Raw genomic sequence first — 13,819 nt, 5'->3', positions numbered from 1 at the left:
GCCTTGCGGAAGCGCCCGTCGTCCGCAACGGTTGCGATCCATCATCGGAGACGTCGCCATGTCCGTCCGCCGCCTGCTCGCCGCCACCGCCTGCGCCGTCGCCGTCGCCCTTCCGGCAGGGGTCGCGCAGGCCCAGGTCCCGCCGGGGCGGATCGAGGCTGCAGTGGAGAGCGTGGCTCCCCGCGTCGTCGCCTGGCGCCGCGACCTGCACGCCAATCCGGAACTCGGCTTCGCGGAGACGCGCACGGCGGCCGCGGTGGCGGAGCACCTGCGGTCGCTGGGGCTTGAGGTGCGCACTGGTGTCGGCAAGACCGGCGTGGTCGGGATCCTGCGTGGCGGCGGGCCCGGCCGGACCGTGGCGCTGAGGGCGGACATGGACGCCCTGCCGGTGCTGGAGGCGACGGGCCTGCCGTTCGCCTCGACGGCCACCGGGACCTATATGGGCGATACCGTGCCGGTGGCGCACGCCTGCGGCCACGACGCCCACGTCGCCATGCTGATGGGCGCCGCCGAGGTGCTGGCCGGGATGAAGGACGACATCGCCGGGACGGTGGTGTTCATCTTCCAGCCCGCCGAGGAGGGCGCGCCTCCCGGCGAGCCGAAGGGCGGGGCGGCGCTGATGATCGAGGAGGGGGCGCTGGCGAACCCGCGCCCCGACGCCATCTTCGGCCTGCACGTCGTGCCGGGCCGGCCGGGGACGCTGTGGTACCGGCCGCGCGGCTTCATGGCGGCCTCGGACCGGATCGACATCACCCTGCACGGGCGTCAGACCCACGGGGCCTGGCCGTGGAAGGGCGTCGACGTCATCTCGGCCTCGGCGGACGTGATCCAGACGATCAACAGCCTGACCGCCCGCACCATCGACCCGACCACGACGCCGACGGTGTTCACCATAGCCACGGTGGACGCGGGGGTGCGCTACAACATCATTCCGGACCGGGCGGTGCTGTCGGGCACGCTGCGCACGTTCGACATCGCCCAGCGCGACGACCTGGTGCGGCGGGCCGGGATCGCCATCGACAATGTGGCCGAGACCTACGGGGCCACGGCCGAGTTCGGCGTGCGGCAGAACGCGGCCCTGGTGTTCAACGACGAGGCGCTGTCGGCCTGGCTGGCGCCGGTGCTGGAGGAGGCGGCGGGGGCGGGGAACGTCAACGCTGGCGCCCCGCCGACGACCGTGGCGGAGGACTTCAGCTATCTGTCGCAGGAAGTGCCCGGCGTGTTCTACCACCTCGGGGCCAGCGCCGACGGGGTCGATCCGGCGACCGCGGCCCCGAACCATTCGCCGGCGTTCGACGTCAATGAGGCGGTGCTGCCGGTCGGGGTCAAGGCGCATGTGCTGACGGCGCTGCGGTTCCTCGAGCGGCCCTGAGACCAGGGCGGACGGCAACCACGTTTCTCAACCTCCCGGCAAGGATCGGGGCGCACCCTCGTACGGTTTTGCGGGAGTGGGCCCATGAGCAGGCTGCCGGTTGAATTGCCGCCGATGACCCTGGAGCGCCGGGGCAGCGTGCGACGCGAGATATTCTACTTCCTCGTCGCCTTCGCGGCCATGTTCGGCGGGGCGATGCTGGCCATGGACGCCCTGTTCTAGGCGCTGTTCCGGGCGCGGTCGAAGAAGGTGGCGATGACGCGGCGGTAGACCTCCGTCAGCGCCTCGATCTCGCTCACCGGTACACGCTCGTCGACCTGGTGCATGGTCTGGCCGACGAGGCCGAGCTCCAGCACTGGACACATGGCCCGGATGAAGCGGGCGTCGGAGGTGCCGCCGGTGGTGGAGGCCTCGGGTCGGCGGCCGACGGCGGCCTCGACGGCGTCCTGCACGCCGGTGACGAAGGCGCCGGGTTCGGTCAGGAAGGCGTCGCCCGAACACAGATGCTCCAGCTCGATGCGCAGGCCGCTGGCCGCCTGAGCCTCGCCCGCCATGGCGTTGAGCCAGCCGATCAGCTCGTCCCCGGTATGAGTCGGGTTGAAGCGGATGTTGAGCCGCGCCCGGGCCTCCGACGGAATGACGTTGGTGGCCGGATTGCCGATGTCGATCGTGGTGATCTCAAGGTTGGACGGCTGGAACCCCTGATAGCCGTCGTCGAGGCGGTGGTCGGCGAGACGGGCCAGCAGGCGGGCCATGACCGGGGCCGGGTTGGCGGCGCGGTCGGGATAGGCGACGTGGCCCTGCTTGCCGTGGACGGTGATCCAGCTGTTGAGCGAGCCGCGGCGGCCGATCTTGATGGTGTCGCCGAGGGCGTGCTGCGACGAGGGCTCGCCGACGACGCAGGCGTCGATGACCTCGCCCTCGGCCATCAGGGTCTCGACGACGCGCTTGGTGCCATGCAGGGCGGGGCCCTCCTCGTCGCCGGTGATCAGGAAGCTGAGCGAGCCGGGGACGTCGCCTTCGGCCAGCACCTTCGAGACGGCGGCGATCCAGGCGGCGATGCCGCCCTTCATGTCGACGGCGCCGCGGCCGTAGAGGACGCCGTCGCGGACCTCCGCCTCGAAGGGCGCTGCGGACCAGGCCTCGGCGGCGCCGGTCGGAACCACGTCGGTGTGGCCGGCGAAGCAGAGGTTGGGCGAGGCGGCGCCGCGCCGGGCGTAGAGGTTTTCGATGTTCTCGAAGCGCAGGCGCCGGCAGTGGAAGCCGAGACCGGTCAGCAGGCGCTCCAAGATATCCATCGCCCCCTCGTCGGCGGGGGTGACGGAGGGTCTGCGGATCAGGTCGCGGGTCAGTTCGACAGGATCGATAACCGGAGTTGATGCGGCGCTCATGGACCTGTGCTTTAGGGGGTTCGGACGATTGCGAGAAGGCTTCTCTCCATGCCGAAGATCGACATCGAAAATGCGCCGACCGGGCACGGGACCGGCTATCCCGAGGAATTCGCGGGGCCATGCAAGCCGCGGCGGCGCTGGCGGCTGGGAGACGCGGTCGGGCTGGACCAGTTTGGCGTCAATCTGCTGCGCCTGCCGGACGGCGCCTGGTCGAGCCAGAGGCACTGGCACGAGGGCGAGGACGAGTTCGTCTGGGTGGTGTCCGGCGAGGTGGTGCTGGTCGAGGACGAGGGGGAGACGGTGCTGAGGGCCGGCGACTGCGCCGGGTTCAAGGCCGGGGTGGCGAATGGCCACAAGATCGAGAACCGATCGGGGGCGGAGGCGGTTCTGCTGGAGGTCGGGACGCGCACGCCCGGCGGCGACAGCGGCGACTATCCGGACATCGACATGGTCTTTCGACAGGGCGGCTATTTCCATCGGGACGGGACGCCGTATCCGAAGGTCGGCCGGCGCACGTGACCGTCGAGAGTCTGGACACCGGGGCGCCTACACCGCCGGCCCCGCCGGGGGACGGCGAACCCTCGAGTCCGTGGAGCATCCGCGATTTCAGACTGCTGTGGCTGGGCCGGGTGACGGCCGTGCTGGCCATCCAGATCCAGTCGTCGGCCCTGCTATGGCAGGTCTACGAGATCGCCCGGCGGGATCACCCGATCGAGGAGGCGAGCCTGTATCTGGGCCTCGTCGGCCTGTGCCAGTTCCTGCCGCTGCTGGCGTTCACGCTGCCGGCGGGAGCGATGGCGGACCGGCGCGACCGAAAGCGGACCGTCTGGCTGTCGATCGCGGTCGAGGCGATGTGCGCGGCCGGCTTCCTGGCCATGGCCCTGCACGGCTCGCCGCCGCTGTGGGGACTGCTGGCGGTGGCGGCGCTGTTCGGGGCGGCCCGGGCGTTCCTGGCCCCGGCCAGCCAGAGCTTCCTGCCGATGGTGGTGGGCCGTCGCGCCCTGCCGCCGGCGATCGCGGCCCAGTCGATCGCCTTCCAGACCGGGGCCATCGCCGGTCCGGCGCTGGGCGGGGTGATCGTCGGGATCAATGTGCCGCTGGCCTATGCGGTGGCCATGGGCCTGTTCCTGCTCGGCATCGGCTGTTTCCTGCTGATCCGGACCAGCGGCAAGCCGCGGCCGGTCGAGAGCGGTCTGTCGCCGCTGGAGTCCGTCAGGGAGGGGCTGGCCTATGTGTGGAAGACGAAGATCGTGCTGGGGGCCATCTCGCTGGACCTGATCGTGGTGCTGCTGGCGGGGGTGGCGCTGCTGACGCCGATCTTCGCGCGCGACATCCTGCATGTCGGACCGGAAGGGTTCGGCCTGCTGCGGGCCTCGTTCGGGGTCGGGGCGCTGGGCATGGCCATCTATCTGAGCCGCTTCCCGATCGTGCGCCACGGCGGGCGGTGGATGTTCGCGGCGGTGGCGGTGTTCGGCCTGTGCACCCTGACCTTCGGCCTTTCGAAGGCGGCCTGGCTGTCGGCGCTGGCCCTGCTGATCGGAGGGGCGGCCGACATGATCAGCGTCAACATCCGCCAGACCCTGATCCAGCTGGCCACGCCGGATCACATGCGCGGCCGGGTCAGCTCGGTGTCGATGCTGTTCATCGGGGCGTCCAACGAGCTGGGCGAGGCCTATTCGGGCGTGGCGGTCCGCCTGCTGGGGCCCATCGGGGCGGCGGTGTTCGGCGGTTTCGGCGCGCTGGCGGCGACGGGCATCTGGGCGAGGCTGTTCCCGGGATTGCGCAAGGCCGACCGGCTGGACTGATCGCCGGCCTCCATTTCGGCCCTGAAACACATCCGCCCTCGCGGCGTCCAAATGACCGTCAAGCTGGGGCGTCCTCCCCTCCGGAAAGAGACGCCCATGACCCGCCTCATCATCCGCAGTCTCCTGTTCGCCTCGGCCCTGGCCGCCGTCGGCTGCGCCAGCGCTCCGCCGGGGAGGCCGGCCGGAAGGCCCGAAGGCGCCCCGCCCCTCCGGACGGCCCTGTTCATCAGCCCCTTCGGCGAACCCTTCCTGGCCGACCCCGGCGAGCCGTGGCCGGTGTCGGACTGGTTCCTCGGCGCCGACCAGGACCTGGACGGAACCGTGACCTTCGAAGAGTTCGAGACCGATGGCCGGCGCTGGTTCGGCCAGTTGGATCAGGACCGCAGCGGGCGGCTGGAGCAGGCCGAGCTCGCCGCCTACGAAAACGGCCTGCGGGCCCTCGCCCAGGGAGCGGGGCGGAGCCGCCCGGGCGGCGGGGGCGGGCCGGGCGGCGACAGGCAGGGCGGGCCTGCGACGAGGGGGCTGGCCGGACCGGCGCCTCAGAATGGACCCGCGGGCGGGATGCGGCGGGGGCCCCGCGGCGGGCGAGGAATGAACGGCTACGGCCCCGTGGCCGAAGCCGGCTTCTTCAACCTGCCCCAGCCGGTCAAGGCCGCCGACGTCAATGTCGACCAGAAGGTGACCGGCGAGGAATGGGCGGCGGCCACCGGACGCTGGTTCGTGGCCCTGGACGCCGACCGGGACGGGCGGCTGACCCTGGCCGGCCTGCCCCGGACGCCGCTTCAGGCGCAGGTCGAGGCGGGTCGGCGCTGAGGCCTCACTGGCAGGCGAGGCACTCGTCGTAGTCGGTGCGGGCGGCGCTGAAGAGGTCGGGCTGGTTGGGGTCGGGCTCTTCCTCGGCCTTGGTCTCGGCGCCGGCGAAGGCGGCGCGCTGAACCGACTTGGAGCGCAGGTAGTAGAGCGACTTCACGCCGGTCTCCCAAGCGCGCCAGTGCAGCATGTGCAGGTCCCATTTGTCGACGTCGCCCGGGATGAACAGGTTGATCGACTGGGCCTGGCAGATCTCCGGCGCGCGGTCGGCGGACAGTTCGACGACCCAGCGCTGGTCGAGCTCGAAGGCGGTCTTGAACACGGCCTTCTCGTCGTCGGACAGCTGGTCGAGGTGCTGGACCGAGCCCTCGTGCTCGAGGATCGAGTTCCAGACCTCCGAGGTGTCGATGCCCTTCTCGCCGAGCAGCTTCTCCAGATAGGGATTCTTGACCGCGAAGGAGCCGGACAGGGTCTTGTGGGTGTAGATATTGGCCGGGATCGGCTCGATGCCGGCGCTGGTGCCGCCGCAGATGATCGAGATCGAGGCGGTCGGGGCGATGGCCAGCTTGTGGCTGAAGCGCTCCATGACGCCGCGCTCGGCGGCGTCCTCGCACGGGCCCTTCTCCTCGGCGAGCAGGCGGCTGGCCTTGTCGGCCTCGCGGCGCAGATGCTTGAACAGCCGCATGTTCCACGACTTGGCCATGGCGGATTCGAAGGCCACGCCCTGGGCCTGCAGGAAGGAGTGGAAGCCCATCAGGCCCAGACCGACGGAGCGTTCCCGCTTCGCGGAATAGACCGCCGCGGCCATGGCCGGCGGGGCGCGGCGGATGAAGTCTTCCAGCACATTGTCGAGGAAGCGCATGACGTCCTCGACGAATTTCGGCTCCTCGCGCCATTCGAGGAAGGTCTCGGCATTGACCGAGGACAGGCAGCAGACCGCGGTGCGGTCGACGCCGAGGTGGTCGCGGCCGGTGTGCAGCATGATCTCGGCGCACAGGTTCGACTGTTTGACCGACAGGCCCAGCTCGCGCTGGTGCGGCGCCATCTGGCGGTTCACGGTGTCGGAGAAGATCAGATAGGGCTCGCCGGTCTGCAGGCGGATCTCGAGGATCTTCTGCCACAGGGTGCGGGCGTCGACGGTCTTGAGAACCTCGCCGTCCTTGGGCGACTTCAGGTCGAAGGTCTTGCCGTCGCGCACCGCGAACATGAATTCGTCGGTGATGTTTATGCCGTGGTGCAGGTTCAGGGACTTGCGGTTGAAGTCGCCCGACGGCTTGCGGATCTCGAGGAACTCCTCGATCTCGGGGTGGTGGACGTCGAGATAGACGGCCGCCGAGCCACGGCGCAGCGAGCCCTGCGAGATGGCCAGGGTCAGGGAGTCCATGACCCGGATGAAGGGGATGATGCCCGAGGTCTGGCCGGCGCCCTTGACCTTCTCGCCGATGGAGCGGACGCCGCCCCAGTAGGTGCCGATGCCGCCGCCGTTCGAGGCCAGGGCGACGTTTTCGTTCCACACCGACTGGATGCCGTCGAGGCTGTCGCCGACGGCGTTGAGGAAGCAGGAGATGGGCAGGCCGCGGTCGGCGCCGCCATTGGACAGGACCGGGGTGGCCGGCATGAACCACAGCTTCGACATGTAGTCGTAGACGCGCTGGGCGTGCGCGGCGTCATCGGCATAGGCCGTGGCGACGCGGGCGAACATGTCCTGGTAGGACTCGCCGGGCAGCAGGTAGCGATCCTCGAGCGTCTTCTTGCCGAAGTCGGTCAGGAGGTCGTCGCGGGACCGGTCGAGCTGTATCGAGGGCACCACCTTCAGGTGGGGTCGATCAGCGGCGTCCGCAGCCGCAACCGACTGGAAATCCACTGTCTTCAACGCTTCGCCGCCGGCCATAATGGTCACTGCCCTGAACTGGTCTGTTAAGTCGCACGCGCCGCTGACCACATCATCTAGTGGCCGAAGCGCTCCCCAAGCCCACATATGGGGCGCAGATGGCTAACCAACCGTCAACGGGGTTGACGATCACTTTCTGGGCGAATCGGCTTCAAGGCGGGGGATGAGCCTGTGGACAGGCCGCGACGACGGGATGACAGGGGGATGACGGATGGCTCGAAAAACTGATCACGAACGCGTGAGGGGAACGTCCCGCAAGCGGGACCGTTTCGGCCCGATGACCCCCGACCAGATCCTCGCCTTCGGCCGCCGCGCGCTGCGGATCGCGCGCACCGAGATCGCCGCCGTCAGCGCCCTGTTCATCGTGGCGCTGGGGGTGATGACCTTCGTCGAACTGGCCGACGACATGACCGAGGCGGACGGACGGGCCTTCGACGAGGCGATCCTCGGCGCGCTGCGGCCCGAGGCCACGCCCGGCGACCCGTGGGGCCCGGGCTGGCTGGAGACCGCGGCGCTGGACCTGACGGCGCTGGGCGGCACGGCGGTGCTGAGCCTGTTCGCGGTGATCGTCACGGGCTTCCTGATTCTGCAGCGCAAGCGGTTGTCGGCCCTGCTGCTGGCGCTGGGCCTGATCGGCGGCGTGGCGCTGAGCGAGGGGCTGAAGGCGCTGTTCGGCCGGGAGCGGCCGCCGGAGATGCTGAGGGCGGTGGAGACGATGAGCGCCAGCTTCCCCTCCGGACACAGTCTGCTGTCGGCGGTGTTCTACCTGAGCATCGGGGTGATGCTGACGCGGGCGTTCCCGGAGCGGCATTTCAAGGCCTACATCATCGGGGTGGCGGTGCTGCTGACGCTGCTCGTGGGCCTGACGCGGGTCTATCTGGCGGCGCACTGGGCGACCGACGTACTGGCCGGCTGGAGCGTGGGCGCGGCCTGGGCCATGGCGCTGTGGCTGATCGCCTACGCCCTCCAGCGGCGGCAGCAGGGGCATCCGCAGGCGCCGCATGTGTTGCCGGTGGACGAGGACAGCGGGGCGTAGGCAGTAGGCAGTAGGCAGTAGGCAGTAGGCAGTAGGCAGTAGGCAGTAGGCAGTAGGGGTGCGACAGGCGCGCTGGCACGTTGGGGGCGTTCGGCAGTCCCCCGCCGATATCGCGTTGCCTACATCCCTAACCCGCGCCGAACTCCAGGTCCTTGCGGGCCGAGATGATGGTGACGATGAAGCCGGCGAGGACGTCGAGCATGATCATGGTCAGGATCAGGAAGAAGGTCGAGGTGGCGAAGCCCTTGATCAGCAGGAAGGCGACCAGGCAGGCGACGAACAGGATCATCGACAGGGCGTGGTTGACGATGGCGACCTTCTGGCTCGACGTCGACTTGAGCAGTTCGAAGAACAGCAGGATCAGCGCCAGGAACAGGATCAGGTCTCCGCTGCCGATATTCCAGCCGCTGCCCGAAACCATCGGAATGGTGAGGACCGGGTCGCGCAGGGCCTGCTCGGCGGCCGCGACGCCGCCGGTTCCGACGACGCCGCTCAGGATGACGATGGCGTAGATGACGACGGGTATGACGAGCAGCGGCAGGGCGATCAGCATGGCTGGGGCTCCAGGACGGCGGGCGCTGGCGCGCCGATACGGTCGCGCTTGTTAACGATGAATACCCCCGTTCGCTCCGTACCGCTACGGTTGGTCGCCCGTCAGGAGAATGGTCAGAACTCGGAGATCGCCCCGGGGCGGCGCGAGCGGGACTTCAGCCAAATGACGCCGAGCAGGTCGGAAAAGGAGGCCACCAGCCGGCCCCAGTTGGTGTATTTCGAGCGGCCGGTCTCGCGGTGGCGGTGGCCGACCTCGAGATAGCGGTTCTCGTAGCCCTCGCGGATCATCAGCGCCGGAAGGTAGCGGTGGATGTGATCGAAATACGGGAGGCGCAGGAAGACCTCGCGACGGAAGGCCTTGAGCCCGCAGCCGGTGTCGTCGGCGTCGTCGGAAAGGAGGCGCTTGCGGATGCGGTTGGCCCAGCGCGAGGCCCAGCGCTTGGCCTCCGAGTCCTGGCGGCTGGCGCGGACGCCGCCGACCAGGGCCACGGTCGAGGGCGAACCGGCAAGCAGGTCGGCGAGGCGAGGCGCGTCGGCGGGAGGGTTCTGGCCGTCGCCATCGAGCGTAACCACGATCGGGGCGCGGGCGGCCAGAACGCCGGTGCGGACGGCGCGGCTCTGGCCGGCGTTGGCGCCGTGGCTGAGCACGCGCAGGGCCGGCAGCTCGGGCATGAGGCCGCGCAGTTCGGCGAGGGTGCCATCCTTCGAAGCGTCGTCAACGAAAACCATCTCGTACGACCGGCCAGCGAAGGCGGCGGCGATCTCGCGCGCCAGCGGGCCGGCGGCGCCTTGCTCGTCATGCACGGGAACGACGACGGAGATGTCGGGGGTCTGCTCGATCATCTGGGCTGTCTAGCGGGTTTCGCGGCCGGGCGGGAGGCCACCGAGGCAGGGACGGCTGACGCGGCCCGAACGGGCGTGTTAGGAAGATGAACATGATGCGCCCCGATCTCGACCGATTCATCGCCGGCTGGCGGGGCCCCGTGATGGCCGCCCTGGTCGCCCTGCTGGCCGGCCTGCCGGTGCTGATGCTGCTGCCGCCGCTGGACCGCGACGAGAGCCGCTACGCCCAGGCGACGTCGCAGATGCTGGAGAGCGGCGACTATGTCGACATCCGCTTCCAGGACGATCCGCGCTGGAAGAAGCCGGTCGGCATCTACTGGATGCAGGCCGCAGCCGTGGCGGCGACATCGAGCGTCGAGGCGCGCGACATCCAGCCCTACCGGATTCCATCGATCCTTGGGGCCATGCTGGCGGCGGCCGCCTGCGCCTGGGCCGGGGGGGCGATGTTCGGGCGCAGGGCGGGGTTCCTGGCCGGGGCCATACTGGGGGCCACCTTCCTGCTGTCGACCGAGGCCGGCATCGCCAAGACGGACGCCGTGCTGTGCGCCGCCGTGACCATGGCCATGGCCGGGCTGGGGCGGATCTATCTGGCGACGCGGGCGGGGGAGGCGCCGCGGCGGCCGCACAAACTGCTGTTCTGGCTGGGTCTGGGCCTGTCGATCCTGATCAAGGGGCCGATCGGGCTGATCGTCGTGGTTCCCGCCATCCTGCTGCTGTCGATGTGGGACCGGGACGTGAAATGGCTGGCGCGGCTGGGCTGGGGCTGGGGCCTGCCGCTGACGGCGCTGATCGTCGGGCCGTGGGCCATAGCCATCACCATCGCCACCGACGGCGGCTTCTGGCGCGAGGCGATCATGGGCGACCTGGCGCCGAAGATCGCCGGCGGCCACGAGAGCCACGGCGCCCCGCCGGGGTATTTCCTGCTCGGGCTGATCGTCATGTTCTTCCCCGCCGTCCTGCTGCTGCCGGCGGCCCTGTCGACGGCCTGGCACAGGCGGGCCGAGCCGGCGGTGCGCTTTCTGGTCTGCTGGCTGGTTCCGGCCTGGCTGATCTTCGAGATCACCCCCACCAAGCTGGCTCACTATTCGCTGCCGACCTATGGCGCCCTGGCGCTGCTGGCGGCGGCCGCCCTGACCCGGCCGATCGGTCCGGTCTCGCGCTATTCCGGGGCGGTGCTGTCGGTGATCAGCGGCCTGGCGATCGTGGCCATTACGGTCTACGGCCTGACTGAGTTCGGCCGTTCGACGGCCCAGACCTGGGCCACCATCACCATCGTCTTCGCGGCGCTCGCGGCGCTGATCGGGGCCTTCCTGCTGCTGCACCGGGCGGCGGTGACGGCGGTGCTCGCCTCGATCGCCCTTGGACTGGTGGCGCATGCCGGACTGGCCGGGACCATCCGGCAGCTAAGGCCGCTGGCCATAGCGCCGCAGCTGCAGCAGGTGCTTGAGCGGGCCGACCTGCATCCGCGCCAGGGACGGCCGGGGCCGGTGGCGATCACCGGGTTCCACGAGCCGAGCTTCGTCTTCCTGACCGGGCGGGAGACCGAGCTGACCGACGCGGCGGGCGCGGCCAGGGCGCTGGCGGAGGGACGGCCGGTGATCGTCGAGGCGCGCGACGCCGACGCCTTCAGGGCCGCCTCGGCCGATCTGGGCGTGACCGGCCGGGCGGTCGGGGTGGTCAACGGCCACAACTACTCGCGCGGCGACGACGTCAGCCTGACCGTCTATGCTCCCTCCGGCGGCGGACGGGCGGGAGTTACGCGGCCATGAGGCGTCCGATCACCATCGTCGAGGTGGGCCCCCGCGACGGGCTGCAGAACGAGGCGGCGGTGCTCGAGCCCGCCATTCGCGCGGACCTGGTGCGGCGGCTGGAGGCGGCGGGCGCACGGCGCATCGAGGCGGTCAGCTTCGTGCATCCGAAATACGTGCCGCAGATGGCCGGGGCGGAAGAGGTGATGGCGGCGCTGCCCCATGAGGCGGGGCGCAGCCGCATCGGCCTGGTGCTGAACGGCAAGGGCTACGACCGGGCGCTGGGCACGAGCGTCGACGAGGTCAATGTGGCCATGTCGGCGACCGACGGCTTCGGGCTGAAGAACCAGGGCATGGGCGTCGACCAGCAGGTGTCGATGCTGTCCGACATCCTGACCGGACGGGCCAACTCCGAAGGCGGCGCCGGAGCCGGGCCGTCGCTGTCGGCGACGCTGAGCTGCGTCTGGGGCTGCCCGTTCGACGGCGAGGTGTCGGAGGGGCAGGTCGAGGACCTGGTGGGCCGGATCGGCGAGCTGGGCGTGGCCGAGATCGCCCTGGCCGACACCATTGGGGTGGCCGATCCCTGGGCGGTGACGAGGAAGGTCGAGGCGGCCCGCAGGGCGGCGCCGGACGCGACCCTGCGGCTGCATTTCCACGACACGCGCAACACCGGCCTCGCCAACGCCCATGCGGGCGTCGAGGCGGGGATCGATGTGCTGGACGCCTCGGTCGGCGGCATCGGCGGCTGTCCGTTCGCGCCGGGCGCCACCGGCAACATAGCCACCGAGGACCTCGTCTATATGCTGGAGCGGGCCGGGTTCGAGACCGGCTACGATCTCGACGCCCTGATCGGGACCGCGCGCTGGATCGGCGAGCAGATCGGCCGCCCGGCGCCGAGCGCGCTGAGCCGGGCGGGGGGATGGCCGAAGGATTAGGCCGTTCCTCCCGCGACGGAGACGAGAGCGACTTGTGGCCGCGTCGCCGGACGGGAGGGAACGACATGGGGCGGATGATCGAGGAACTGGACTACCGCCCCACCGCCATGGGGCCGCTGGTGCTGCGGCGGCGCTGGGTCGCGGCCATCGACCAGGATGTGGTCGAGGTGATCCTCGGCGACGAGCATCTGATGTCGAGCCTGTTCACCGTCGGCGAGATCGAACTGGCGGTGCGCGGCCTCGCAGCGTCGACGGGCGGGGGGCTGCGCGTGCTCGTCGGCGGACTGGGCCTCGGCTACACGGCCAGGGCGGCGCTGGCGCATCCGCGCGTGGCTTCGGTGGAGGTGGTCGACGCGCTGGAGCCGGTGATCGAATGGCACCGGGCCGGCCTCGTGCCGATCGGCGACAGCCTGGGGACCGAGCCGCGCTGCACCCTGTCGCACGGGGACTTCTTCGGCTGGTTCGACGCGCCGCGGGCGGGCAGCGAGCGCTACGATGTGGTGCTGCTTGATATCGACCATTCGCCGCGCCAGCTGCTGCATCCGGACCATGCACGGTTCTATTCGCCGGAGGGACTGGCGCGGGTGCGGGCGGCGCTGACGGCGCGGGGCGTGTTCGCCATGTGGTCCGACGAGGGACCGGACGACGCGTTCCTCGCGGTGCTGGCGGCGGTGTTCCCGGCCGCGCGGGCGGAGGTGGTGGCCTTCGACAATCCGCTGACCGGCGGGTCTTCGACCTGCACCATCTATGTGGCGACCTGCACCGCCGGGTGAGGGCCGCCGGACCGCTTTTCAGCATCTGCTCAGGTTTCGCTCATGCCGCTCACCGGCCGGCCGGGCAGGGTGACGGCCTCAGCGAGGAGGCGGACACAGAGATGACGACGATCACGGAAAGCAGGGACCAGCGGCTGGCGCGGATGCTGGGGCTGGTGGTCTGGGGCGGAGCGGCGTTCGCCTGGCTCGTGCCGCTGGCGGCGAAGCTGCTGGTCGATCTGCCGTGGACGACGGAGGACTTCGTCGGCTGGGGGATCATGCTGCTGGTCGCGGCGGGGATCTGCGAAGTCGGGCTGCGGCTGTCGGGGCAGCTGGCCTATCGGGCGGGCGTGATCGTGGCGGTGGGGACCAGCTTCCTGATCACCTGGTCGAACCTGGCCGTGGGGATCATCGGGAACGAGAACAATCCGTTGAACCAGATCTTCTTCGGCGTGATCGCCAGCGCGCTGATGGGGGCGTTCGCCGTGCGGTTCAGGCCGAAGGGGATGGCGCTGGTCATGGCCGTGACCGCGGCGGCGCAGTTCGGCACCGCCTTTGTCGCCCTGGCCTATGAGCACATCGTCTTCGCGATCGTGGGCGTCTTCTCGCTTGGCTGGCTGCTGGCGGCGTGGCTGTTCCGCGAGGCGGCGCGGGCGGAGGCGTCCCGAATGGCCGCGTAGCGGC

14 protein-coding genes are annotated in these 13,819 nt (G+C 70.3%); 10 read left to right on the top strand and 4 right to left on the bottom strand.

What is annotated here, in order from left to right:
- Nucleotides 1–58: 58 nt before the first annotated feature.
- Nucleotides 59–1,372, top strand: coding sequence for an amidohydrolase (locus VEA62_RS12745; protein WP_324822327.1), 1,314 nt, complete (start codon nt 59–61; stop codon nt 1,370–1,372).
- Nucleotides 1,373–1,456: 84 nt separating this feature from the next.
- Nucleotides 1,457–1,594: a hypothetical protein gene (locus tag VEA62_RS12740; RefSeq protein ID WP_324822324.1), complete on the top strand. Its 138-nt coding sequence runs from the start codon at nt 1,457–1,459 to the stop codon at nt 1,592–1,594.
- Here VEA62_RS12740 and dapE read toward each other — a convergent pair.
- The gene (gene dapE / locus VEA62_RS12735) at nt 1,591–2,763 is read right to left on the bottom strand and encodes a succinyl-diaminopimelate desuccinylase (RefSeq protein ID WP_324822321.1); all 1,173 of its coding nucleotides are present in this window, start codon (nt 2,761–2,763) and stop codon (nt 1,591–1,593) included. The two genes, VEA62_RS12740 and dapE, sit on opposite strands and share 4 nt — an antisense overlap.
- 48 nt (nt 2,764–2,811) lie before the next feature.
- Here dapE and VEA62_RS12730 point away from each other — a divergent pair, with 48 nt between their 5' ends.
- The 3 genes from VEA62_RS12730 to VEA62_RS12720 all read left to right on the top strand — a co-directional run bounded on the left by VEA62_RS12730 (nt 2,812) and on the right by VEA62_RS12720 (nt 5,381).
- Nucleotides 2,812–3,282 (top strand): cupin domain-containing protein, encoded by a 471-nt coding sequence (locus tag VEA62_RS12730; RefSeq protein ID WP_324822318.1) that lies wholly within the window; start codon nt 2,812–2,814, stop codon nt 3,280–3,282.
- Nucleotides 3,279–4,568, top strand: coding sequence for an MFS transporter (locus tag VEA62_RS12725; RefSeq protein WP_324822316.1), 1,290 nt, complete (start codon nt 3,279–3,281; stop codon nt 4,566–4,568). The genes VEA62_RS12730 and VEA62_RS12725 overlap by 4 nt, the downstream gene beginning before the upstream one ends.
- Before the next feature lie 96 nt (nt 4,569–4,664).
- Nucleotides 4,665–5,381, top strand: a complete 717-nt coding sequence (locus VEA62_RS12720; protein WP_324822313.1) for a hypothetical protein — start codon at nt 4,665–4,667, stop codon at nt 5,379–5,381.
- A 4-nt stretch (nt 5,382–5,385) separates the two neighbouring features.
- Here VEA62_RS12720 and VEA62_RS12715 read toward each other — a convergent pair whose 3' ends face one another.
- Nucleotides 5,386–7,269 carry a ribonucleoside-diphosphate reductase subunit alpha gene (locus VEA62_RS12715; protein ID WP_324822752.1) on the bottom strand — a complete coding sequence of 628 codons (1,884 nt, stop codon included), beginning with the start codon at nt 7,267–7,269 and terminating at the stop codon, nt 5,386–5,388.
- Nucleotides 7,270–7,507: 238 nt separating this feature from the next.
- Between VEA62_RS12715 and VEA62_RS12710 the strand changes: the two genes are divergently transcribed.
- Nucleotides 7,508–8,305 carry a phosphatase PAP2 family protein gene (locus VEA62_RS12710; protein ID WP_324822310.1) on the top strand — a complete coding sequence of 266 codons (798 nt, stop codon included), beginning with the start codon at nt 7,508–7,510 and terminating at the stop codon, nt 8,303–8,305.
- Between the two features lie 127 nt (nt 8,306–8,432).
- Here VEA62_RS12710 and VEA62_RS12705 read toward each other — a convergent pair whose 3' ends face one another.
- The gene (locus tag VEA62_RS12705) at nt 8,433–8,858 is read right to left on the bottom strand and encodes a hypothetical protein (RefSeq protein ID WP_324822305.1); all 426 of its coding nucleotides are present in this window, start codon (nt 8,856–8,858) and stop codon (nt 8,433–8,435) included.
- A gap of 113 nt (nt 8,859–8,971) precedes the next feature.
- The gene (locus VEA62_RS12700) at nt 8,972–9,700 is read right to left on the bottom strand and encodes a glycosyltransferase family 2 protein (protein ID WP_324822302.1); all 729 of its coding nucleotides are present in this window, start codon (nt 9,698–9,700) and stop codon (nt 8,972–8,974) included.
- Between the two features lie 92 nt (nt 9,701–9,792).
- On the opposite strand from VEA62_RS12700, the gene VEA62_RS12695 reads away from it, so the two are divergent.
- The 4 genes from VEA62_RS12695 (at nt 9,793) to VEA62_RS12680 (ending at nt 13,815) form a co-directional block, all read left to right on the top strand.
- Nucleotides 9,793–11,469, top strand: coding sequence for a glycosyltransferase family 39 protein (locus tag VEA62_RS12695; RefSeq protein WP_324822299.1), 1,677 nt, complete (start codon nt 9,793–9,795; stop codon nt 11,467–11,469).
- The gene (locus VEA62_RS12690) at nt 11,466–12,383 is read left to right on the top strand and encodes a hydroxymethylglutaryl-CoA lyase (protein ID WP_324822296.1); all 918 of its coding nucleotides are present in this window, start codon (nt 11,466–11,468) and stop codon (nt 12,381–12,383) included. Before VEA62_RS12695 ends, VEA62_RS12690 begins: the two co-directional genes overlap by 4 nt.
- A 65-nt stretch (nt 12,384–12,448) precedes the next feature.
- Nucleotides 12,449–13,156, top strand: a complete 708-nt coding sequence (locus VEA62_RS12685; protein WP_324822293.1) for a hypothetical protein — start codon at nt 12,449–12,451, stop codon at nt 13,154–13,156.
- A gap of 101 nt (nt 13,157–13,257) precedes the next feature.
- Nucleotides 13,258–13,815: a hypothetical protein gene (locus VEA62_RS12680; protein ID WP_324822290.1), complete on the top strand. Its 558-nt coding sequence runs from the start codon at nt 13,258–13,260 to the stop codon at nt 13,813–13,815.
- Nucleotides 13,816–13,819 lie beyond the last annotated feature (4 nt).

Origin of the sequence: Brevundimonas sp. (assembly GCF_035627475.1) — a bacterium.
Lineage (GTDB): Bacteria > Pseudomonadota > Alphaproteobacteria > Caulobacterales > Caulobacteraceae > Brevundimonas.
Note: the sequence above shows the minus strand (reverse complement) of the source record. Positions and strands in the feature narration are given on the sequence as shown.

Excerpts from the sequence above, each read along its gene's own strand:
- VEA62_RS12745 (WP_324822327.1), top strand. The coding sequence starts at position 59 with ATGTCCGTCCGCCGCCTGCTCGCCGCCACCGCCTGCGCCGTCGCCGTC.
- VEA62_RS12740 (WP_324822324.1), top strand. The coding sequence starts at position 1,457 with ATGAGCAGGCTGCCGGTTGAATTGCCGCCGATGACCCTGGAGCGCCGG.
- dapE (WP_324822321.1), bottom strand. The coding sequence starts at position 2,763 with ATGAGCGCCGCATCAACTCCGGTTATCGATCCTGTCGAACTGACCCGC.
- VEA62_RS12730 (WP_324822318.1), top strand. The coding sequence starts at position 2,812 with ATGCCGAAGATCGACATCGAAAATGCGCCGACCGGGCACGGGACCGGC.
- VEA62_RS12720 (WP_324822313.1), top strand. The coding sequence starts at position 4,665 with ATGACCCGCCTCATCATCCGCAGTCTCCTGTTCGCCTCGGCCCTGGCC.
- VEA62_RS12715 (WP_324822752.1), bottom strand. The coding sequence starts at position 7,269 with ATGGCCGGCGGCGAAGCGTTGAAGACAGTGGATTTCCAGTCGGTTGCG.
- VEA62_RS12705 (WP_324822305.1), bottom strand. The coding sequence starts at position 8,858 with ATGCTGATCGCCCTGCCGCTGCTCGTCATACCCGTCGTCATCTACGCC.
- VEA62_RS12700 (WP_324822302.1), bottom strand. The coding sequence starts at position 9,700 with ATGATCGAGCAGACCCCCGACATCTCCGTCGTCGTTCCCGTGCATGAC.
- VEA62_RS12695 (WP_324822299.1), top strand. The coding sequence starts at position 9,793 with ATGATGCGCCCCGATCTCGACCGATTCATCGCCGGCTGGCGGGGCCCC.
- VEA62_RS12690 (WP_324822296.1), top strand. The coding sequence starts at position 11,466 with ATGAGGCGTCCGATCACCATCGTCGAGGTGGGCCCCCGCGACGGGCTG.
- VEA62_RS12685 (WP_324822293.1), top strand. The coding sequence starts at position 12,449 with ATGGGGCGGATGATCGAGGAACTGGACTACCGCCCCACCGCCATGGGG.
- VEA62_RS12680 (WP_324822290.1), top strand. The coding sequence starts at position 13,258 with ATGACGACGATCACGGAAAGCAGGGACCAGCGGCTGGCGCGGATGCTG.